The organism is Flammeovirga sp. SJP92, assembly GCF_001583495.1.
Lineage (GTDB): Bacteria > Bacteroidota > Bacteroidia > Cytophagales > Flammeovirgaceae > Flammeovirga.
This window is the reverse complement of record NZ_LQAQ01000034.1, coordinates 37,371-59,565: the sequence shown is the minus strand read 5'-3', so window position 1 is coordinate 59,565 and position 22,195 is coordinate 37,371. Positions and strand designations below refer to the sequence as shown.

24 protein-coding genes are annotated in these 22,195 nt (G+C 34.3%); 16 read left to right on the top strand and 8 right to left on the bottom strand.

The annotated features are described in order from the left end of the window. Positions 1-42: 42 nt before the first annotated feature. The 15 genes from AVL50_RS08370 (at position 43) to AVL50_RS08300 (ending at position 11,267) form a co-directional block, all read left to right on the top strand. Positions 43-1,239, top strand: coding sequence for a S41 family peptidase (locus AVL50_RS08370; protein WP_062616039.1), 1,197 nt, complete (start codon positions 43-45; stop codon positions 1,237-1,239). An 888-nt stretch (positions 1,240-2,127) separates the two neighbouring features. Further along, a complete protein-coding gene (locus tag AVL50_RS08365; protein ID WP_157491211.1) occupies positions 2,128-2,709 on the top strand; it encodes a hypothetical protein in 582 nt (193 codons plus the stop codon). Between the two features lie 538 nt (positions 2,710-3,247). Further along, on the top strand, positions 3,248-3,784 hold the full coding sequence (locus tag AVL50_RS08360; RefSeq protein WP_062616037.1) for a cupin domain-containing protein: 537 nt from the start codon (positions 3,248-3,250) through the stop codon (positions 3,782-3,784). A gap of 189 nt (positions 3,785-3,973) precedes the next feature. Beyond that, positions 3,974-4,810, top strand: coding sequence for an SDR family oxidoreductase (locus AVL50_RS08355; protein ID WP_062616036.1), 837 nt, complete (start codon positions 3,974-3,976; stop codon positions 4,808-4,810). A 173-nt stretch (positions 4,811-4,983) separates the two neighbouring features. Continuing rightward, positions 4,984-5,457, top strand: a complete 474-nt coding sequence (locus AVL50_RS08350) for a hypothetical protein (protein WP_062616035.1) — start codon at positions 4,984-4,986, stop codon at positions 5,455-5,457. 256 nt (positions 5,458-5,713) lie between these two features. Then, positions 5,714-5,947, top strand: coding sequence for a hypothetical protein (locus tag AVL50_RS08345; protein WP_062616034.1), 234 nt, complete (start codon positions 5,714-5,716; stop codon positions 5,945-5,947). A gap of 54 nt (positions 5,948-6,001) precedes the next feature. After that, positions 6,002-6,739 carry a hypothetical protein gene (locus AVL50_RS08340; RefSeq protein ID WP_062616033.1) on the top strand — a complete coding sequence of 246 codons (738 nt, stop codon included), beginning with the start codon at positions 6,002-6,004 and terminating at the stop codon, positions 6,737-6,739. A gap of 10 nt (positions 6,740-6,749) precedes the next feature. Continuing rightward, positions 6,750-7,484, top strand: a complete 735-nt coding sequence (locus AVL50_RS08335) for a hypothetical protein (protein ID WP_062616032.1) — start codon at positions 6,750-6,752, stop codon at positions 7,482-7,484. A gap of 71 nt (positions 7,485-7,555) precedes the next feature. Then, entirely contained in the window at positions 7,556-7,837 is a 282-nt protein-coding gene (locus AVL50_RS08330) for a DUF2024 family protein (RefSeq protein WP_062616031.1), read from the top strand. Between the two features lie 61 nt (positions 7,838-7,898). After that, positions 7,899-8,465: a MarR family winged helix-turn-helix transcriptional regulator gene (locus tag AVL50_RS08325; RefSeq protein WP_062616030.1), complete on the top strand. Its 567-nt coding sequence runs from the start codon at positions 7,899-7,901 to the stop codon at positions 8,463-8,465. 45 nt (positions 8,466-8,510) lie between these two features. Further along, positions 8,511-8,918 carry a hypothetical protein gene (locus AVL50_RS08320; RefSeq protein ID WP_062616083.1) on the top strand — a complete coding sequence of 136 codons (408 nt, stop codon included), beginning with the start codon at positions 8,511-8,513 and terminating at the stop codon, positions 8,916-8,918. 41 nt (positions 8,919-8,959) lie between these two features. Further along, positions 8,960-9,532 carry a hypothetical protein gene (locus tag AVL50_RS08315; protein ID WP_062616029.1) on the top strand — a complete coding sequence of 191 codons (573 nt, stop codon included), beginning with the start codon at positions 8,960-8,962 and terminating at the stop codon, positions 9,530-9,532. Positions 9,533-9,652: 120 nt separating this feature from the next. After that, on the top strand, positions 9,653-10,009 hold the full coding sequence (locus tag AVL50_RS08310) for a cystatin domain-containing protein (protein WP_157491210.1): 357 nt from the start codon (positions 9,653-9,655) through the stop codon (positions 10,007-10,009). 120 nt (positions 10,010-10,129) lie between these two features. Next, entirely contained in the window at positions 10,130-10,816 is a 687-nt protein-coding gene (locus AVL50_RS08305; RefSeq protein ID WP_062616027.1) for a VOC family protein, read from the top strand. An 82-nt stretch (positions 10,817-10,898) separates the two neighbouring features. Continuing rightward, the gene (locus AVL50_RS08300) at positions 10,899-11,267 is read left to right on the top strand and encodes a phage holin family protein (RefSeq protein WP_062616026.1); all 369 of its coding nucleotides are present in this window, start codon (positions 10,899-10,901) and stop codon (positions 11,265-11,267) included. Between the two features lie 71 nt (positions 11,268-11,338). Here the strand turns inward: AVL50_RS08300 and AVL50_RS08295 are convergent, their stop codons facing one another. Continuing rightward, complete coding sequence (locus AVL50_RS08295) at positions 11,339-12,655, bottom strand: O-acetylhomoserine aminocarboxypropyltransferase/cysteine synthase family protein (RefSeq protein WP_062616025.1); 1,317 nt, start codon at positions 12,653-12,655, stop codon at positions 11,339-11,341. 410 nt (positions 12,656-13,065) lie between these two features. Between AVL50_RS08295 and AVL50_RS08290 the strand changes: the two genes are divergently transcribed. After that, positions 13,066-13,926, top strand: coding sequence for a hypothetical protein (locus tag AVL50_RS08290; protein WP_157491209.1), 861 nt, complete (start codon positions 13,066-13,068; stop codon positions 13,924-13,926). Between the two features lie 304 nt (positions 13,927-14,230). On the opposite strand, the gene AVL50_RS08285 is transcribed toward AVL50_RS08290, so the two are convergent. From AVL50_RS08285 to AVL50_RS08255, 7 genes are read right to left on the bottom strand one after another with little or no spacing between them, the layout of a single operon-like run. After that, positions 14,231-15,313, bottom strand: a complete 1,083-nt coding sequence (locus AVL50_RS08285) for a heparan-alpha-glucosaminide N-acetyltransferase domain-containing protein (protein ID WP_063850614.1) — start codon at positions 15,311-15,313, stop codon at positions 14,231-14,233. Between the two features lie 3 nt (positions 15,314-15,316). Continuing rightward, positions 15,317-17,122 carry an IucA/IucC family siderophore biosynthesis protein gene (locus tag AVL50_RS08280; RefSeq protein WP_172826796.1) on the bottom strand — a complete coding sequence of 602 codons (1,806 nt, stop codon included), beginning with the start codon at positions 17,120-17,122 and terminating at the stop codon, positions 15,317-15,319. Positions 17,123-17,138: 16 nt separating this feature from the next. Further along, positions 17,139-17,486 carry a GNAT family N-acetyltransferase gene (locus tag AVL50_RS08275; protein WP_172826795.1) on the bottom strand — a complete coding sequence of 116 codons (348 nt, stop codon included), beginning with the start codon at positions 17,484-17,486 and terminating at the stop codon, positions 17,139-17,141. Then, positions 17,474-17,866, bottom strand: coding sequence for a GNAT family N-acetyltransferase (locus tag AVL50_RS08270; protein ID WP_062616020.1), 393 nt, complete (start codon positions 17,864-17,866; stop codon positions 17,474-17,476). Before AVL50_RS08270 ends, AVL50_RS08275 begins: the two co-directional genes overlap by 13 nt. 5 nt (positions 17,867-17,871) lie before the next feature. Continuing rightward, complete coding sequence (locus AVL50_RS08265; RefSeq protein ID WP_062616019.1) at positions 17,872-19,062, bottom strand: MFS transporter; 1,191 nt, start codon at positions 19,060-19,062, stop codon at positions 17,872-17,874. Then, entirely contained in the window at positions 19,059-20,378 is a 1,320-nt protein-coding gene (locus AVL50_RS08260) for a lysine N(6)-hydroxylase/L-ornithine N(5)-oxygenase family protein (RefSeq protein ID WP_062616018.1), read from the bottom strand. Before AVL50_RS08260 ends, AVL50_RS08265 begins: the two co-directional genes overlap by 4 nt. Positions 20,379-20,390: 12 nt before the next feature. Further along, the gene (locus tag AVL50_RS08255) at positions 20,391-21,923 is read right to left on the bottom strand and encodes an aspartate aminotransferase family protein (protein WP_062616017.1); all 1,533 of its coding nucleotides are present in this window, start codon (positions 21,921-21,923) and stop codon (positions 20,391-20,393) included. Positions 21,924-22,195 lie beyond the last annotated feature (272 nt).

Below are 22,195 nucleotides of genomic sequence, written 5' to 3'. Positions count from 1 at the left end.
GAGGTTTGGTGCTAATACATTATACACTACCAACCATAAATTATGAAAAACTACATATTATTCCTTTTATTATTAGTGAGTTGTAACTCTAAAAAGGAATCAGAAAATGTAAAAGAATTTCTAGACTTTACAGACAAACTATCCACGGAATTTATTTATAAAGAGGAGAAAAAAGCGATACTGGATTGTATCAGATCGGAATATATATCAGCTGTGGATACCCTTACTACTGATTACAATAAAGTACTTTTTTATGAAAATGTCCTCAACGAATTGTATGACTCTCATATACATTTAAATGTCAATACTGGTCAGTCGTACCGATTAAGTGCACCAGTCTACGTCAAATACATTGAAGGGAAATATATTATAAAAAATGTATTCTCCTCACAGCTCGTAAATACTCTTGATGAAAATATTATTGGAGCAGAAATTTTGGAATTCAATGGTATTCGTTTTTCAAAAACAATAGAAGATTTTCCAACAAAATGTCATCAAAAGAACCAAAGCGAGGTGAAAGAATGGCTAGCCAATAAAATTGTAGCAGGACAATTACATCGACCAAGGGTTCTAGATCTTCGCCTTCAGAATAACTCCACCATAAAACTGGATCTTGATCAATTAAACTACAAGGAAAGTAATTCAGTATTGGATTATTCAGTTGAGAACAACATTGGTGTGATTCGAATCAATAATTCGCTTGGTGACTCTCGCCTAGTGGATTCCTTAGACTTAGCCTTGCTCCATTTAATGCAAACCGATGCTCTAATTTTAGATTTACGAAATACACCAAGCGGAGGAAATACAGATGTAGCTGAACCTATATTAGGACGATTTATTTCTACTACACAAGGCTATCAAAAGTGTGAAAGTATCAAAAGAAAATATATTAAAGAAGTATCACCTCGAAAGGAAACATATAAAAAGCCTTTGTATGTTTTGGTTGGCCGATGGACAGGTAGTATGGGAGAAGGCATGACAATAGGTCTTGATGGAATGGGCAGAGGTATTGTTGTAGGCACTGAAATGAGTCGATTAGCAGGAGGAATTAAAACAATTGATTTCTTGAATAGTAAGTTTGGTTTTACAGTTTCCATTGAAAAAATGTATCATTTAAATGGTCGCTTGCGCGAAGAATTTGTTCCATCAGAATATGTTGATCAGAAAAGTAGCAAAGAGGATGAATTTATGCTTTATACTAAAAAATTAATACAAAGTAGTCTCAATGGAGAAGATTAAAGGATTGTCTCTCAATAATTACTATTTTTTTTCCTGACTGTTCTAAGCCTTTATGCCGAGGCATTTCTTATAACAATAAAGCAAGCCAACCTACTCTCAGGTAAATTGGCTTGTTTGTATATTACAATCACCATTAAAATGTGGTTTGAAATAAGCCAGTATTCCGAATAAAATCAATCCATTTTGCTGTAATTAAGGATTACAAGTGTTAGGACTCGCAACCCGTACGTCCAGGCATGTACAGTGTTGCATCTATTTGAAGGAGTTGTCCCATACCCATGAGAAAGAGGATCTTCCCACTGTTCGTAATGTTAAGCGTTAGCGTCATTACGAACTATATTATTGTTTAAGTTTCCGAACTTAAAACAAAAAAACATAAGCCAATCTACCCTCACGTAAATTGGCATGTTTGTATATTACAAATCACCATTAAAATGTGGTTTGAAAGAAGCCAGTATTCCGAATAAGATCAAACCGTTTTTGGTAATTAAGGATTAAATCAATGTAAGTGCTAGGACTTACATCGTGTACATAGTAGCATATGTACAGAGTGTAAGTCCTAGCACTCGCAAACCGTACGTACCGTTATGTACAGTGTGTACGTGCTAGGATGTACTGCATCGACAGTGAGGAGTCGTCCCATACCCATGGGAAAGAGGGTCTCATAGTAATGGGAAAAGATGTCCCCTCTATATGGGAAACCCTTTCCCATGTATAGGGGAAAGAGTTCCCCCTTTCTACTACAAGTGCGATCTCCTGCTTAACACTAATTTGACCGTTGCAGGAACGTTCATTTACAGGGTGATTTATTAATGATATGTTTACATTCAACACGAGAAAAGAAGAGAAATAATATTTAGATTTCATTTTTAAATGAAAAACCAAGTTATGAAAGAAAAAACACTAACTATCATTGCTCTTCTATTTTCTTTGTTCGGTTGTAAAAACAACGATGCTGAACACACGAATAGCATTCTAAAAGAAAAATTTCAAGGTCAGTATGAAATTGTATCAGCGACTTCAGACGTAGCAGTTGATCTAAATATGGATGGTAAAACGTCCAGAAATCTTTTAGAAGAAAACGTTGAAATAGTAAATGCAGGAATCTCTTTAATGATTAATGAAAATTCGAATCTATTTACAGAACATTGGCCTATTGAGTATATTGGAGTGGAACCAGGAGTAGCGTTTGATTCAACAAAATATTATCCCTCTTACACCTTGGATTATGCGAGATATGCCATCACAAGTCTTTTCCAATTTGATGATAGTCAAAAGGTCATCGATTTGATAAACCCTGAGCCTGTAATTTCAAATGGAGTGGCTGATGCACGATTCGTTTTTCCTGATCAGATTGATGTAGAAGACGACCTTATTATAGTGACTTCTACAAGAAATCTATACACATTCAAGGGATACGTAAAAACTCAAATTACAGCAAAGTACAAAAGGTATACAACAATACTTTAGATCTGTACTAAAACAAAAATAAAATTAAATACTATTGTCTAGGTACTAATACATTGTAAACTAAGTTTTCGTTATTTAAGTGTATAGAAATCAGGAGATTTCTGATGATTTGAAGGACACGAATGACGCTAACGTTTAACATTCGTGCTATTGAGCTTTATACCATTATAGTTTGGTAGTACTCCCCCTGGCCTTGAAGGGAAAAGCGTTAAGAATTTCATGAATTGAGCCGTTAAAAATGATTTTCTTGTTTGAGCAAAGCGAGTTTAAAATCATTTAGGCGAGTGGAATGAAATTTAGCTTTTGACTTCTAAGCCTAGATTTTTTGCTTCGTTTTTCATCAATGGAAAAATGAAGAAGAAGGAAGCTTGAAAGTAGGACATAAAAGCTTGCAAATTAATTGACTATAATTTCACGGTAATTTAGTTACAATGTACTAATCTAGTAATAAAAATGAAGCCTCTATGGTTTTTAAAGTAAATACTTTGAAAACCATAGAGGCTTGTTCAGTTTTAAGTTTACACTCAATTTCAAATACATGGAAAACAAAAAGAAAGAATTCAGAAGAATTGTAACAGGTCATTCAAAAGAAGGGAAATCCATTATAGTAAATGATGCCATTGTAGAAAAGATAGACCTTGGTGGAGGAAAAGAATTTATGCAACTATGGGGAAGTGATACCATTCCAAAACACCCTGATGATGGTACAATGGAAGAGTACCTTGATTGGTTTCCAAAAGTTGGAGGACATCGTTTTTTCATATGGATTGTTCCGCCTAAATCACAAAAAAATGACAAGCCAAAATCAAAAGAAGAAATAGAAAGCTTAGTACCAGGTTTTTTACAACATTTTGAATCCGAAAACCCTGGTATGCACACCACAGATACGGTTGATTGCACTTATTTGATATCAGGTTCCATTGTTTTGGAATTAGATGATAACGTAGAGCTAGAGATGAATCAAGGAGACTCAATTATTCAAAATGGAACAAGGCACAGGTGGCATAATAGAGGTGAAATTCCTGCTGTCTTAGTCACAACATGTATAGGTTCTGAAAGAATTACGACTGAATAAAGGCTTATATCAGAGGAAAATCACAGATACTAAGTACAAGTTGAAGCTTTGGTCCCTCAACGAATAATAATAACTAAATTTTCATAACCTGCTAATATCCGATATGTATACATAATGCTTCAATATGTATACTTTTATCGTTTTAGCTACTACTAAATTTGTGTATATCATTTATAAAACGCTGATAACATGAATAAAACAGTTTTAATCACAGGGTGCAGCTCAGGATTCGGAAAACTAGCGGCTAAGAAGTTTCACAAAGAAGGTTGGAATGTAATTGCAACAATGCGTTCTCCTGAAAAAGAAACAGAATTGAATAAGCTCGATAATGTCTTTGTGACCGCACTAGATGTTACAAGTAATGAGAGTGTAAAGAAAGCGGTGAACGATGGATTAGAAAAATTTGGTAGTATTGATGCTTTGGTAAACAATGCAGGATATGGTGGACATTCATTCTTAGAACAATTTACAGAAGAACAAATTTATGCCATGTTTGAAACCAATGTTTTTGGAGTAATGCGTGTTTGTAGAGAAGTATTGCCACATATGCGTAAACAAAAAAGCGGTAGTGTGATCAATATTACATCTATGGCAGGGTACATGGGTTTAACTCTAACCTCTACTTACTCCGCTACAAAATGGGCTGTTGAAGGTTTAACGGAATCGATGGCAATGGAATATAAACCTTTTGGTATAAATGTAAAAGCTATTGCACCTGGAGCGTTCGGAACAAACTTCGTGAATGCTAGCGATAACAATTTTGAAGGGGGTGATGAAGAAATCCAAACTGCATCAGCAAAAATAGGAGCTCATTTTTTAACTGTAGTTCAACAAATGCAGGAACAAAGTGGTCAGGTAGCCGACCCTCAGGAAGTTGCTGATAAAATTTATGAGTGTGTTACCACAGATATGCCTGTTCATAACATTGTAGGAGCAGATGCAGAAATGCTAAAAGGTATGATTGATACAATGCCACGCCAACAGTTTATTGAAACACTCGACGATATGTTGTTGCCAAAAGATTAACTCTGAATATCGACAAATGAATAGTGAGAGTAAAGATGACGGAAGAAAAGGGTCTCAATTATTGAGGCCTTTTTTGTCAATATATTTTGTATACTTTAATTAAACTTTGTAAGTTAGAAACTTAAAGCAAAAACATTTAAACTTCTAATTACTCATAAATAAAAACTAATATAATGAAAAATCTATTATTGATTCTAACTTTTGGCTTTTTGTTATTTTCATGCGACAAGAGTGATGATATCATCGAAATTAATGAACAAGACTATCTCGTCTTTGGTCACTTTTACGGTATGTGTGCTGGCGATGGGGCTGGATGTGTTCAAACTTACATGCTGACAGACCAAAAATTATACGAAGACGTGAAGAATGATTACACAGGGCAAGATCTTCAATTTATTGAAATGAGTAATGATTCTTTTGCCCAGGTGAAAAATTTGGGAGACTATTTTCCTACTGAACTTTTAAATGAAAGTGATGGAGCATTTGGATGTCCCGATTGTGCAGATGGTGGTGGTTTATACATTAAGCTGTCACAAAATGGAAATGTTAGAAGTTGGAGAATAGACCAAATGAAGGACAATGTTCCTGAATATCTTCATACTTTTATGGATAAAGTAAATGAAAAAATTGCTCTCATTGAGAAGTAATTAATATTGGGTCAAGAATGGAATTAAGTTTATTAATTACTAATTTGATCTTTAAAAATAGACATTCCTTTATATAGGGATGTCTATTTTTTTGTTTCATAAAGGTTACGAATAGAGAAGTATACCCTCTAACTTAAGAGGAAAAAGCACTCATTTTATCAAAAAAGAAAAAAAACTAGCATGAAAATTTTAAAAGTTAGGAATCCTATTTATATTTACATCAGCAATATCGCTTAACACTCTAAATTTTAATAAAATGAGTAAGTCAATTTTTTATCACGCAGGTTGTCCAGTTTGTGTAAGTGCAGAACAAGATCTTATCCATTTGATTGGGTCTGAAAAGGTAGAAGTCGTTCACCTAGGAGAGGAAAGAGGTAAAATTGAGAATGCAGAAAAAGCAGGTGTGAAATCCGTCCCAGCTTTGGTTACACCAAATGGAAATGTTCTCCACATCAATTTTGGTGCTTCTCTAGAAGATGTTAAATCTTAATCTATTTTTTTAATACAAAAAGTTAGGAATCCTAATTTAAAAAATCTATTTTTTATGAAACAATTAGCAAGTTTTCTTCTTCTCTTCATTTTTACATTATCAGTATTTGCTCAAGGACAAAATGAAGATCCCAACTTTAAAAATAGTCCTGATCTAAAAATTACTGATGTATCTGTGGTTTTTGATAGCCGATTAAGCCAACTTATTTTCACGATTGAAACGGAAGGTTTGGCAGGCAATTCAACTCCTTCAGCTTTTGGAAAAATGGATGGTGCCCCAGTTTTGGGGTACGTTTTTCCAACCACTTTAAAACCGGAAGATGTGGGGTTTAGCACAACTGAAGGGATTGTAGCTTTAGCATTGACTTCACATCCTGATTTTGATGACACTCCGTTATGGGATGAAAACAATGATAGAAATTATGCAAATGATGGTGTGATTTGGCATCCCCACTGGGTAGTTCTGACAGAGGATACCAGAGTTTCAGGTGGATTGGCGGTAAAACAATTTAATCCTGATGACAAGAATGTTACCCTGCCACCTACAAATCCTGGAATGCCGATGTATATGGATTCCCCAGGTTATCCCGTCATCACCAAAGAAAATGAAGTTAGAGTTGTTGTACCAGCGTATCGAATGAGTCATAAAACACAGTTTAATTTTGACGCTGTGACTGCTTATATGCAGGTCAATGCTTCCAATGCAAACTATCCTATGCTTGGCGTTTATGCTGTGTATTCAATCGCTTCTGGAGATTTGTCTTTGCCTTTTACAGTTAGTAATAATCTATAAAGTGGTCATTATGAAAACGTATTACAGAAGAATAGTAGGATTGATTTTAGGTCTAGCATTTTTTTCATGTTCTAATGAAAAAGATATTCATGGAGAGACTGAAGTGAATGAGAACTTTAGTATAACGTCAGCTTCTGCTTTCTATAATGAAGATTTAGAACAAATTGTGATGTCTATGGAAGTTCAAGGTGTGGCAGGAGAAACAATACCAATAGCCATTGGACAATTGGATGAGGCACCAGTGTTTGCTTATGTTTTTCCGACGTCACTAAAAAGCGAGGATATAGGTTTTGGGATCGAAGAAGGAATCGTGGCCATGGCATTGACTTCGCATCCTGATTTTGATGATACTCCACTTTGGGATGAAAACAACGATAAGAATTATACAAATGATGGAGTTGTTTGGCACCCTCACTGGGTTTTGTTGGTGAGTGATCCAAGGGTAAAAGGAGGTTTGTCAGTTAAACAGTTTGAGGTCGATGCCCCAAATGTTACTCTGCCACCCACCAATACTGGAATGCCAATGTATATGGATTCTCCAGGTTATCAAGTAGTGACAGAAGGAAAGAGTATATCGGTTGTAATTCCTGTGGCTTTTATAAATCATAAAACCAATTTCAATTTTGATGCAGTTACTGCTCGTATGCAAGTCAATACGTCAGATTCAGAGTTGCCAATGTTGGGTGTTTATGAAGTCTATGGAATTTTATCAAAAGATTTATCACTCCCATTTCAAAGTCAATAATTAAATTTTCTTTTCATACTCAATACTTTGTAATAGAGTTTAATATTTTCAACCGAAAAACAACTAAAAAAATGGAAGAAGTAATTCAAAGCAATGTCAATGTTTGGGACACTTATGTCACAAAAAAAGACGGCAATACGATGCATTTTGATATTATTGCTCCGGTAGAAATTACTGATCCAGAGCATATTTATAATTATGGTAAAGCTTATCTAAAATTAAAAGGACAAGAAGGACAACCGCTTTCCTCTAAACAATGCAGGCTATGTCACATTGAATCATTAAAACCTGAATGGGAGGAAGAAATTAATCAAAAAGGATATTTCATCATTGAGATGGAAGGTTGCAATTAGTAAATCAAAATTAGGATTGCTAACTTTATGGCAGTCCTAATTTTTTAATTGTAAATCAGTTTTGAATATAGAATCAAAAATAGTCAACGGATTAGAAAGACTTTCAGAAGCCTTAAAAGCATTACTTTGGGAAAAAGCGAAAACATATGGTATAAGTCCCATACAGATTCAGATTCTTTTATTTGTAGCAAAACACAAAAGAGAAATTTGTAATGTGAGCTATCTCGCCAAGGAATTTAATGTTACAAAAGCCACTATTAGTGATGCTGTAAGAGTATTGATAAAGAAAGAATACTTAGAAAAGGATTATTCCCCAACAGATAACCGAAGATATAATTTATTGGTGACTTCATCAGGTGAAGACTTAGTGCAACAACTTTCCGGATACGCAGATGTATTTAATAAAGAGTTATCCTCTTTCAACGAACAGGAACTAGCCAATATATTTGATACGTTGTCAAAATTGATTTTTCAATTAAATCAAAAAGGCATCATTCAGGTACAAAGAACCTGCTACAACTGTAAATATTACAGTGGAGATAAAAAAGAAAATCATCACTGTAACCTATTGAACAGTAAACTAAAAGGGGACGAAATTAGAATTGATTGTGATGAATTTGAAGGGTAATATGTTGTTTCAAATTTTAGGCCATCATCCATCTTAATGGCAAACATGAAAGTATATATTTTTGGTAATGGAAATATCAAGTTTTCAGAATTTGAGGTTTTATATTTGAAACCTTTACAAGAATTGGTATTTAATAAAGGTGTTGAGTTTATTGTCTGTGATTTTCGTGGAGTTGACACCTTAATTATGGAATATTTAAAGTCAGAAACTCCTAATGTAACAGTACTTCATATTGGAGAGCAACCTAGATATATTCCCGATAGATACAGAACAAAAGTAAGCCAATGGAAGGTTATTGGAAGTTTTGAAGATGATGAAGCTAGAGATCGTTATGCCATAGAAAATTGTACTCACTTTATAGCGAAAGACTTTAATTCAAGCCCAAAAAGAAAAAGTGGAACTCAAAAGAATATAGAGTTATGCCTAACTTTGGGAAAGGAACAAATTGAATAAATATAGAGATGTACTATTTATCTACTTGAAGCAATTGAACTATGGATTTCGAGCAAACAATACAAGGTCTAGAAAAAAACAAAACCATCTTATTGGGAAATAGATTCATTAAAAGAGTTAATAAACTGATTACTTATTATGGACTTCGATTCCAAAATATAAAAATTTCAATACTTATAGCTTCCATCATTACCCTATCTTATACAGCAGATGCTCAGGAAAAAGTATATGTTTTAAATGAAGGGGAAAGTAGTTCGATATTACACCTTAAAGAAAATGGCATTTTCAAATATTTTTATGCTTCGGGTGGGTGTAAAGGTGAGGTGATAGGTCATTATGAAGTTGACAGAGGAAAAAATATCACCTTTTTTCCAGAGAAAGAAAATACAGAAGAGAATTTAGAACAGCAACGTATAAAACGTAAGGTACCTTTAGAAGCTCTGAAAAAAGAAAATAATGACTTAGAGATAGCAATTTCAGATATGATTCCTTGTTATCCAAACCTAAATGAGGGAAAGTGGGCTTTGAAAAAGGAGGGAGTTTTACAAAGAAAAAATATGGAATGTTCTTGTTGGTCTTCAAAAGGTTTCCACAAGTTAAAAAATGAATTTTGAAATAGAACTCAGGGCATAAGAGGTGTTTCAAACATGCTTTTATAGTAAATCTAGAGGAAAGGGCTTAAATTGAGAAAAGATGTTTTAATCATAAAACAAAACAACAAAAATCTATATACAATGAAGACAAAAACACTATTTCTTTCATTAACAGTATCACTAATGCTCTTTTCTTGCGATAATTCAAATAAAGATACTTCAAAAAATCAGATGGAAAAACAAGTTCCTTTAGTTGGAGGATGGTCAGATTCGTCCATCACACCAGAAGTAAAAGAAGCGGTCAATTTTATTATTTCTACAATGGATAAACCAGCTTCTCTAAAAGAGATCATTTCTGCAAAAAGTCAAGTGGTCCAAGGTATGAATTATGAAGTGATTTTTTCATTGGAAGACAATTCGGTTTGGACTGGGAAAGTATACCGAGACTTAAAGGGGAACTTTACGCTTTCGAAACCTATAGAGAAAAAGGTGGATTAGTAATTAAAAATGGAAACCATTTGAGAGTAGAGACATACAAAGAATCTTTTGATAAAAGCTCTTTTTTCTTATCCCATTAGGGAGTAACTTAGATGAGCATTTTAATATCAATCTATCCATATGAAAATCAAAAAGCTCTATCTTAAAACCCCATATTTAGAGGAACAATACCTTTTTTATAAAGACACTTTAGGATTTCAGGAACTTTATAAAGAGGCAGAAACTATAGCTTTTCAAATAGGGCAGTCTGAACTGGTTTTGGAACAATCTCAAGCAAGTAAACCTTATCATTTTGCTTTAAATATTCCTTTTGAATTAGTAGAACAGGCTGTTTCCTGGTTAAAGAAAAGAGTCACTATATTAAAAGAAGGAACATCAGATATTCAAGACTTTTCTGCTTGGAAAGCAAAAGCCATTTACTTTTATGATAAAGATCAAAATATTGTGGAGCTTATTGGTAGAGAAGATGTGAAAGGAAACCCACATGATACTTTCAATGCTGCAGCTGTAATTTCTATTTCCGAAATAGGAGTACCTTCAAAAAACATTGAAAAAGTGTATCAATCCTTAGTGAATATTAATTCGTCAGAGTTGCCAATTTATGATGGTTCGTTTCAACGTTTTTGTGCTGTAGGTGATCCCGAAGGCTTGTTTATTTGCATTAATAATGAGAAAAAAGGAACTTGGTTTCCAACAGAAGATGCAGCTTACGCATCAAGTTTTAAGGTAGAAATCTTAGAAAATCATAATTTGATAAACCTCAAATATTGTGATATTGAAGAGCAATTCAAGATTAATAATTCCTAATAATGACAAGAGTCGCAGTTTTGTGTTATTTTAGGAATGACTTTTTAAAGAAATAAATTAGAATCTAATTAAAATTTAAAATATGAAAGACTTTATCATTCGAATCTTAGTATCTGCCATAGCTGTTTGGGCATGTGCAGGCTTCTTCCAGTGGATTGCACCAAGTTCAGGTGTTCATTTGACAAATTATGGGACAGCAATTTGGGCCGCTTTAGCCATCGGTTTTATGAATGCCATTGTAAAACCAATTTTAACCCTTTTGACTTTACCTATTACGGTTTTGACATTAGGTCTTTTTCTATTGGTCATCAATGCTTTGATGTTCTATTGGGCAGGTTCACTGATTAATGGATTTGGAACAGGAGGATTGTTAATGTCATTCATTTTCAGTTTAGTATATTCAACAGTGTTGACTTTTTTAGACAGTCTTTTTGGAGTGAAAAGAGACTAGAAAAGAAGTAATAAAAAAACTCCCAATTTCTAACATCGAGAAATTGGGAGTTTTTTATAGCTAATAATTCCTTAAGCTACAGGAACTTGTGTTTTTTGCAATGCTTGTTCGATGTCCGCTAAAATGTCATCGATGTGTTCATAACCTGTAGAGATTCTGACCATACCAGGCGTTACACCACTTGCTATTTGTTCTTCAGCACTCAGTTGTTCGTGAGTAGTAGAAGAAGGGTGAATAGCCAACGTTTTGGCATCACCGACATTGGCTAAGTGAGAAACAAGATTTAATGAAGAAACAAAAGTTTTTGCTGCTTCGTAGCCACCTTTCACTTCAAAACTAAATACACCACCGGCTCCGTTAGTCAAGTATTTTTGAGCTAGCTCATAGTACTTACTTGATTTTAAACCTGGGTAATTTACTTTCTCAACTAACTCATGAGCTTCGAGCTTTTCAGCAAGCGTCTGAGCATTGGCCACAATTCTCTCCATACGTAAAGAAAGTGTTTCTAATCCTTGCGTCAATTGGAAAGAGTTGAAAGGAGAGATAGCAGGGCCATAATCACGAAGACCTTCTACTCTCGCTCTGATTGCAAATGCAATGTTTGGTAAGCCAAGCGGGTTGCCTTCTCCAAATACTTCCCAGAATTTCAAGCCATGATAACCTTCAGACGGCTCAGTGAAAATTGGGAATTTACCATTGCCCCAATCAAAGTTGCCACCATCAACTATGATACCACCAATAGACGTACCATGACCACCAATCCATTTTGTCGCTGATGCTGTTACAATGTTAGCACCATGTTTTAGTGGTTGGAATAAATAGCCACCTGCACCAAAAGTATTGTCAACTACCAATGGAATTTTATTGGCTTTTGCAATTGCTGCAATTTTTTCGAAATCAGGAATATTTAATTCTGGATTACCGATTGTTTCCAGATAAATTGCTTTTGTCTTATCATCAATTTTTGCTTCAAAAGCCTCAGGAGTGTCTCCTTCAGCAAAACGTGCCTCAATGCCAAGGCGCTTAAATTGTACCTTGAATTGATTGTAAGTTCCACCGTAAAGGAAAGAAGAAGAAACAAAGTTGTCTCCATTTTCCATGATGTTTGTCAAAGCAAGGAATTGAGCTGACTGACCTGATGCTGTAGCTACTGCTGCCACACCACCTTCCAACGCGGCCATTCTTTTTTCAAAAACATCAGTTGTTGGGTTCATGATACGAGTATAGATGTTACCAAACTCTTTCAGTCCGAAAAGATTGGCAGCATGTTCAGCGTTATCAAAAACGTAGGATGTCGTTTGATAAATGGGTACGGCTCTTGAATTAGTTGTTGGGTCTACTTCTTGGCCTGCATGTAATTGTAATGTTTCGAATTTGTAATCGCTCATTTCTTAGTATCTATTTTTTAAATAAACAACTTGTATGAATTAGTGTAGATTCAGGTGAAAAGTATTACTCTACTGAATCTATAGGTAAAGTAAAGATAACTTACTTTAGAAACAAAATATTCCACATAAATTTTGCAGTTTTTAATATAAGTCTTCTTTTATTCAAAAGATAGAAAATTATCACCTATTTTATTGAAATTTAGTAAACTTATCGCTCTGATAACGTGATTAATATAAATCCATTGAAATTGAAAAGTTTTTGTTAAAAAAAGTCAGTTTTGATGTTGTATTTTTTACTATATCACAATCTATCTTAATCTTTCTAAATGTATGATTATGATATTTACATCTCCCTCAGAAAGCAGGTAAATTTGAGCATACACTATAATAATACTTACTACCGTACTAAATTGAAATATTCACTTTACATAATCATCACTATTTCTTTGGGACTCAATTTATTTAGTTGTAAATCAATAGAAAATAAAAACGAGCTTCCTAAAAAAATAACTTATAAGACTATCCATAAGCAGGAATTAGACTTTAAAAAGAAGAATGTTACTGGAATGGTTTATTCGGAAAACCTGAAATCTTTTTGGATTCAGACAAAATCTGAGAATGAGCCCTATTTGTTTTTGATAAATCCTAAAACAGGAAAAACAAAAGATAAAATCTTCGTCAGAAGTACGTCTTTTGGGTGGCAGGGAATATCGAATTATGAAAATACGTTGCACATTGGTGATATCGGGGATCCAAAGCGAAAAAGGAAAAGTATACAGGTTTATTCTATTGCGGAAGGAGATATAAAAGATCAATTTACTGTGCCGTCTATCAAAACGTTTTCTTACCCAAGAGGAAAGAAAGACGCTAAAGCAATGGTTTACCATCCAAAATTGAAGCAGTTCTTTATCTTCACTTATGGTGCTAAAAAATCAGAAGTATATAGTATTTCTTCAAAATTGGATAAAGGAACACTCAAGAAAGTAGGAGAGGTGAACCTTCAAAAAGTTACCGACGTACAGCTTTCTTCAGATTTCTCAGAATTATTGATTGTGGCAAATAATGAAGTAAAAGTTTTCTCTATAAAATCAGAAAAAGATATTTTATCAGTGATTGATACTGGAATGCCTATTTTTCAGAAAAGGCTGAATAATTGTGTATTTCAAAGCGGATGTTTTTATGGGCACAAAAATGACCTTTGTTTGTTGGTATACAATCCTATTCAGAATAAAACATTCTATACTTTAGAGCAAAAAGAAGGGTATTACTAAAGTAAAACTTTAAAGTTGTAGTTTGAGAAGTACTAAGTACAAATTCAAAATGAACTATGATTTATTTTTGACTTAGCACTTACAAGATAAAAACCCACCTTAAATATTAAGGTAGGTTTAGGTATGACTCTTTATATAGGAACTAAGACATAATTATTTAATACTAATTCTTATTAATATTTTGCGAATACTTGCTTTGAAATTTTAGATAGAGACTACTATTCATACGTTTTTTAACGTCATACTCACAAAAAATATTTTAGAATTAATTATCAATTATTGTTGGCTTAGTACTAATAGGAAATTAATGAGAAGCAAATCTTCCCGTGAGAGATGGTTTGCTTTTTTTTGCTTTATCAATGACAATTAATAATGCAAAAACGAAAAACGAATAAATCGGAATAATCATTAGTACCCCTTGTTGATTCATGGTTGCAAAGCCGAAAAGCCCCATTCCCCAATCAATAACTACCCATTGAAGGAAATAGATAAGGGTCACGTTTTTACTTGCATAAACCAGAAATGGGAAAAATTGAGTGTTTTTTATGGCTTTAAAAATAAGGTGAGAAATGTAAATAAATGATGTATTTACTCCAAGTAATAATAGCATCCCACCTGGCCCTAGATGATAGTAATCTCCAAAGTGATAATCATAATCAAGGTAGCAAAGAAGGGCACCAATGCTTATTGTAATTCCTGATAGGATTATCACTTTTTGGAAGAAGCCTTTAATATTTGTTTTATTTTCTATGTACAATTCACCTACAAATCGTCCCATTAAAATAAAGCCCATCCAAGGAAATACGGGGAAGTAAACATTGTATTGATTTCCCCATAAGAGATCCAACATGTAATCAAAACCATCAATTCCCAGTCGTATTCCACTCAATGCTCTTGAGGAAAGAATAACTGACATTGCTACACCCAATATCATGTACTTGTTCTTGAAAATGGGTACACATAAACTCATGATAATTAATGATACACCAGCAAGCTGAAGAATATCTCCCAATAAGAAGAAATGAATAGAATTATCCACAAGATGCTCTGGATTCAACCCATGAGCAACGATCAATTTATTTGGGAAGAAACCCAAGAGCATCGGGATAATAAACTTGAACGTGTTCAGGAGGTAACCAATCACCAGTATTTTAAACCCACGTACAAGCAATGCCTTAAAACTCTGACGTTTTGAAAAAACAAAAGATATACCCATAACCACCATGAAAGAAGGGCTTCCTCTTTCCACCCATTTTATGATAAAACCAAGGTTGGTCTCATTCCATGTGTCGGCTGTTGCATACATCATCATGCAATGCAATGGTATTAAGAATAACACACTAATGCCTCTAAATACATCGAGAGAGTGTAATCGTTGTGTACTCATCTTCTAAACTAAGTTGGGTTGAAATTGATGAATAGGGTTTTTAATTCTACCAATAAACTGTAAACTATTTACTGGATCAGTAAGATCTACCATTTGTTTATTGTTTTGAAGTTGTAATCGGTTTAAGCAGGAAAGAATAAAGTCTTCACTGAAAAGATCACTTTTAGCAAATTTCTCAGACAAATGTGGGTTTTCTGTTTGATAAGAAAGAATACATTCACTCACCAATTCCCAGAACTGATTTTCTTTCATCACTTTGTGTTCTTCCACTATTTGACCAATAAATCGGAAAAAACAGTCAAATACATCTGTTAAAATACTTAATGCTTTAATCTCATCAGTTGTTTTTACTACTAAACGCTGCACAGGTTCAGGCAATCCTTCTTCCTCTTCAAACAATACTACTTCTTCTGTAATGTCTTTCATGAAAACACCCACTGGAACATTATTTTCCATTCTTAAAATGAGGTTTTCTCCATGAGGCATAAAAGCAATTTCATGTTGATACAAACAGTGAAGAAGTGGTTTCAGATACACATTCAAATAACAACAGATCCATTCTTGAGGAGTAAGTTTTGAAGTTTCAATGAAGGCTTTAAGTAATGATTCACCTTCAGGAGTGATATGTAATAGAGAAGCCATTGTGGTTGCTTTTTGTCCCTTTTGAAGATACTGTTCTGGCGATTCTCTCCAAAGCACTGCCAACATTTTATTGTAAGCATTGGTCCTTCCTAAAGACTCAAAATTAGTATTTCTATAACCCATGGTCGCTACCTCACCCAGCATTTCAAAACCGTACTTGTTCAGATATACATCATGTTGGAGTTTTGTATTGATCCATTCTGTAATAGAAGGTGTGGACTGCATATAATAAGGAGACAACCCACGCAAGAAACCCATATTCTGAATAGATAATGCAGTTTTTACATAAAACTTTTCAGGGTAGCTTTTATTGAACAGTGTTCGGGTAGATTGCTGTGGCTGGTAAGTATCAGCACCCTCACCTAATAGTATCAATTTTTTCTTCGTAATATCGGAAGCGAAGATTGTAGATAGCTTACTTTGCCATTGCCAAGGATGCATTGGAAAGATTACATAATCATCAGGGTCTAATCCACGTACTTGTAGGATATTTTTGAAAATCTCAAATTGGGCTTTTCCCATCTCTTGCTGCATGACATCTTCATAACTCAAGCCAGCAACAGCCGTGAAAGTAGCCACAGAACGGTGTCCTGCCAGCCACAATAGTTGAAAGCCGTTTGATGCCTCCGGAGAATAGTGTAGGAAATCTTCAGCAGTAAAACCAATTCTCCCACTGTTGGCGACAAAACAAGGGTGCCCTTCAATCATATTGCCTTCAATGGTTTGGAAATTTGAATGAGCAAGTGTTGAAGCTGAAGTTTTATGGTGTTTGTATTTATAATTCAAAGAGTAAAGAGTATTCGTAATCTCTTCCAGATAGGTTGGTAACATTTCTGCAGGGATTTCTAATTGATCTTTAAACTCTTGAATAAAATCTATTAATAAAATGTCTGTTTTTTTGCCGTTGACTTGCTTAACTATACTATCAACTTTGATCCACCAATGATCCAATTGAAGAATTTTAGCATCAAAAATATAACTGAATTGCTGGTCAGTACTTTGGATCTGATAAGTTGAAAATTCACCTTCTGAGATTAAAGACGGTTGAAGTAGTTTTTCGTGAGCAAATTCACTAATGGCCTTGCAGACATATTTCTGGTTGACCTTTTCCCAAGTTGAAGCTTCCAAATGATCTACAGCTTCTTTGTGATGAGCGAGTGTGTGCATATTCATAATGAGAAGATTATGGAAGTTGAATGTTATCTAAAGCTTTTTGAAAACTGCTTCTGTTATTAAAAGCAAGAAATGCTGTTTTCTCTTCAAACTCGATTTTTTTATCATAAATAAAACCAGCTCTCTTGTTGAGCACATGAATTTTCTCATTGTTGACATCGGGCTCAACAACAACTCTTTCTACTTCTTCTTGTTGAAATAAGAAAGTGAGTAGGTAAACAAAAATATGAGTGGTGAATTGGGAGATAACCATTTCTTTAGGACCCGCAAGAATATGAAATCCATAATCTCCAATTTTTGCATCATAGTGTTGACCTACTCTGTCTTTGGGAGCATAATAAAATTCTACCAAAAACACTTTCTTATCATTGAGTACACATGAAATCCATAATCTCCAATTTTTGCATCATAGTGTTGACCTACTCTGTCTTTGGGAGCATAATAAAATTCTACCAAAAACACTTTCTTATCATTGAGTACACCCCAAAAAACACAAGTATTCTTTCCTTCAAGAATTTCTTTATAGGAGTCGTATACTGTTTCGATGGAACTGTTTTCCAATTGCCAATATTTAGCATAGGGTTGGTTAACCCAATGGTGCAGCAATGGAACATCTTTGTCTAATTGAAAAGGAGCGAATTTAAATGATAAATCCTGATTAATGTTGTAACTGCTTTCAGTAGCTTTCTTCTGCCAGAAGTCTACACCAAAAGGAGTTTCATATATATTTTGTACCATATTATTTAAGCATTTGCTGTTGTTAGTTCAGGTTCTTTCTCTTCTTTTTTAAGATAGGAGCTGAACCCTAAAATGAAGAAACTAGCTGTTAAAAGAAACCCTGCAATTGACATCCAGAATGTCATTTGAATAGAAAATAGTTCTACTGTATACCCTGCAATCATTGAAGAAATCAGTACACCAAAGTTTTGCATCAAGTGTATTCTACTATAATCTGTGGCATACTCTGAGGGTGTTGAAAGTGTGAAGGCAATGACATCAAACTGTACATACAATTGAAAAATTGCCCAACCATATACCAATCGACCTATGATCACTACAGCTTCAATCATACTGCCTTGTAAACCAATTCCTACAATGCCTAATATTAAGGCAGGGATAATCTGTTTAAAACTACTTTTCTCTGATTTGAATTTATGATTGTACCACAATGCCACCAAACCTACAAAAGCAGGAAGTGAATACATCAATCCAGAGACCACTTTGCTATCATATTCAGAAATGGTTTCCCAATACACAGAGAAGAAAGGACGGATCAAAAATGTACTGAAGTAGAGTGTCATTGTGATACCGCCAATCATAAAGATGGGCTTTTTGATATGGAAGAACCCTTGTTGTGTACTTGCCTCCTCATGTACAATTGATTTTACATTTCGTTTGTATTTGAGGTAAAAACAGACGGCTAGTTGAAGGAAGTCTCCAGAGGCCATAATAAAAAATACAACATAGGTGTCGATATAATCAACAATTGCACCTCCAATAAAGGCACCAAGTATGGCTCCAAGGTGCACAATGACAGACAGAATACTGATGGAAGAAGTATGTTCATCTTCCTCATCCAATTGCATGATATAGGGGTAGATGAGGAGATAACTTCCCTTGAAAAAAATCATCAAAAGCGCTACTCCCCAAAAGAGCATGATATTGTCAACCCAAAATATACTGACACATAATATTCCAGCGATTAATTGTGTATAAATTAAGAGTGAAAATAGATCTGCATTTTTTTGAACTCTGGCCCAAAATGGGAAAGCAATCATTACGGTCAGGCAACATGCAGCCAAGTAAAAACCAACATGTTCTGAGCTGAAAATTTCAAACCTTTCACCAAAAAACTGAGGATAAAAGGGATGAAGCATTGTATCGCTCACCACAGCCACAAGTGTGATGAGCATCAATATTGTTTTTACTTTCATACCAGAATTTCTTCTTTTATGATTTCCTCTTTTTCTGAAACTTTGAATTGTTGGAAAGCAATTTTCTTTTCAATGGGATAATATTTCTTTCCTGTAATTTCTTTAATGATATAAGAATTACGGTAGCTCCCCATACCAAGATCTGGAGAAACAAAACCATGTGTGTAAAGCTCTGCATTTTGAACAAAGATATTTTTACTTTCTTTATCGATTGTATAATTTCGATTAGCTCTCAATCTGCCTTTTTCGTCCCATTGAACATGTTTCAACAGACCTTCCATAAATGAAGGTAATTGATAATGATAGCCTGTTGCCATTACTACTGCCTCTGTGTCATGTTGATAGTATTTTTCTTCTTCGTTTTGAAAAACTTCAAGCTTTACTTTATCTCCTTCAATGCTAGAAGCAGTTACCGTTGAGTTGGTTCTCAAATTGATATCTACATCATTCATTAATTTCTTAGCATAGATAGTATCAAAAATGCTATTGATTAAATCAGAGTTGATGCCTTTGTACAGGTGTTTTTGTTCTTGTAGTAATGCCTCTCTTTTCTCTAATGGTAGGTCAAAGAAATAGTCCACATACTCAGGAGAAGTCATTTCCAAAGTAAGTTTTGTATATTCCATTGGGAAAAAACGGTGTGAACGCGTGACCCAATTGAGTTGATAACCATACGCATCTACTTCTTCTAATAAATCACTGAAAATCTCTGCGGCACTTTGACCACTTCCTACCACAGTGATGGCCTTTTTCTTTTGAAGTTCAGCCTTATTTGAAAGGTAAGAAGCAGAGTGAGTTGCCTTTTTACCAATACCTTTGAGAGCATTGGGAACATAAGGTTTGGTACCCGTTCCCAATACTACTTTTTTACATTTGTAAATCAAAGGCTCATCAGTTCCAGTAGTTAGGCAAGTCAGATAAAAAACTTGTTCATCATCATTGTAGCATACCATTTCAACATTGGTTGAAAACTTCAAGGTATTCAGTTGCTGTACCACCCATTGGCAATACAAATTATATTCGTTTCTCAGCAATAGGAAGTCTTCTTTGATATAAAAAGAATACATTCTTCCCATTTGCTTCGCATAATTCAAAAAAGAGTAAGGGCTAGTAGGATCGGCCATAGTGACCAGATCTGCCATAAATGGAATTTGCAATGTTGTACTTTCCATCAGCATGCCAGGGTGCCAGTCAAATGCATCAGATTTATCTAAAAATAGACAGTCTAGCTCTTCAATTGGTTCCGTAAGACAAGCTAATCCAAGGTTAAAGGGACCAATTCCAATCCCAATAATATCATATATTTTATCGTTCATTTGTTTGTTTTATTAAGCGATGTTTTTCTCTTCTTCTACTATTTGATGTCCTATTTTTGAAAGGATGCCAAGAATTTCTTCAAAGTTCTTTTCAGTCATAATGGGATTCAGAATGGTGAACTTCAAATAATAATTACCTTTGAATTTTGTACCTGCAACTACTGCTTCTCCATCTGCAAATAACTTTTTTCTTAAAAGCATATTCAGTGTATTCAGTTGAGTATCGTTCATGTTTTCTGGCTTAAAACGGAAAACCAAGGAATGAAGGGCAGGGGGATTGAGCAATTCAAATTCTAAGTGATTATCTATTATTTTCGCTGCTTTTTGCGTCAGTTGAAGCGTTTGTTCATAATATTTACCCAATTGATCTGTACCCATTAATCGGAATGTCATCCAAAGTTTTAAAGCATCAAACCTTTTGGTAGTTTGTAATGACTTATCAACTTGGTTAGGTACTCCAGCATCTTTATGATCCTTTGGATTTAAATAATCCGCATGATGACTGATTAAATTTAGGCTGTTAGGATCTTTCACCACAAAACCACTGCAACTTACTGTTTGGAAATAAGTTTTATGATAATCTACCGTTGTAGAATCAGATTTTTCTATTCCAGCTAACAGATATTTATATTCATCAGAAAGCAGTAACCCACCTCCAACAGCCGCATCGACATGGAACCAAATTTGATAACGTTGAGCAATGCTTGCAATTTTGTTTAATGGATCAATACTTCCATAATCCGTAGTACCGGCCGTGGCCACAACTCCAATAGGGCAGTTGCCATTGATATATTCATTCAAAATAGCCGACTCCAACGCTTCTGTATCCATTACAAACTGATCAGATACTGGAATACTTACAACTGCTTCTTCCCCTAAACCTAATAATGCAGCACTCTTTTTAATACTGAAATGACTGCATTCGGAGCAAAATATTTTTAGTTGACCTTTTGCCTGAGAAACCCCTTTCATTGTGACATCATGTTTTTGTCTTTTATGATAAAATGCGTCTCTCATCAACAAAACGGCCATTAAATTAGATTGCGTACCACCACTAGTAAACACACCGTCAGGTGATTTATAGCCAATTTGCTTACCCGTCCAGTCAATCAATTTCTGCTCAATAAATGTTCCTCCTGCACTTTGATCATAAGTGTCTAATGAAGAATTGACGGCAGAAAGAATTTGCTCTCCAATCAATGATGGAATCACAATGGGACAATTGAGATGAGCAATATATTTTGGGAGATGGAAAGCTACTGCGTGATCTAGATAAATATTTTCTAGTTCATCCATCACATATTGTTCATCCAGCGGCTGTTTGTTGATATTGATTTGCTCAAAAACAGTACTTAGGGTATTGTGATCCATTCCACTGAAGGGCTTCTTTCGATTTTTCAAAAACTTAAAAACCCTTTTGGTGGCCGAGATAACTCCCTTTTTATACTTGAATATATTCTCCTCATTTTGATTAAAAAGAAATGAAAAGTTAATAGCGTCATTGGCTTTTGGCTGGTTGTTTTCCTTTGCTAATAAAGGTATCATTATGTTGAAAGTTAAGATGTAATTTTAGTTTTGTTATTTAGAATAAGTTTAAATAACACTGCAAATATTGGCAGGCTTTACCTTTGGAAAGCATCGATTTCAGAAATTAAAATTACGAAAAAAGGTATTCTTGACTTATCAGAAAGAGATTGAAGATAGTAAAAGTTAAATTTTAATCTTTTGTTAAATAATTTTTTAGCGTGTTCTGTATTGGTAAAGTACAATATTTTGAGTGTTTTTATTCTGTGTTTTGTTATTTTAAATTAATCTAA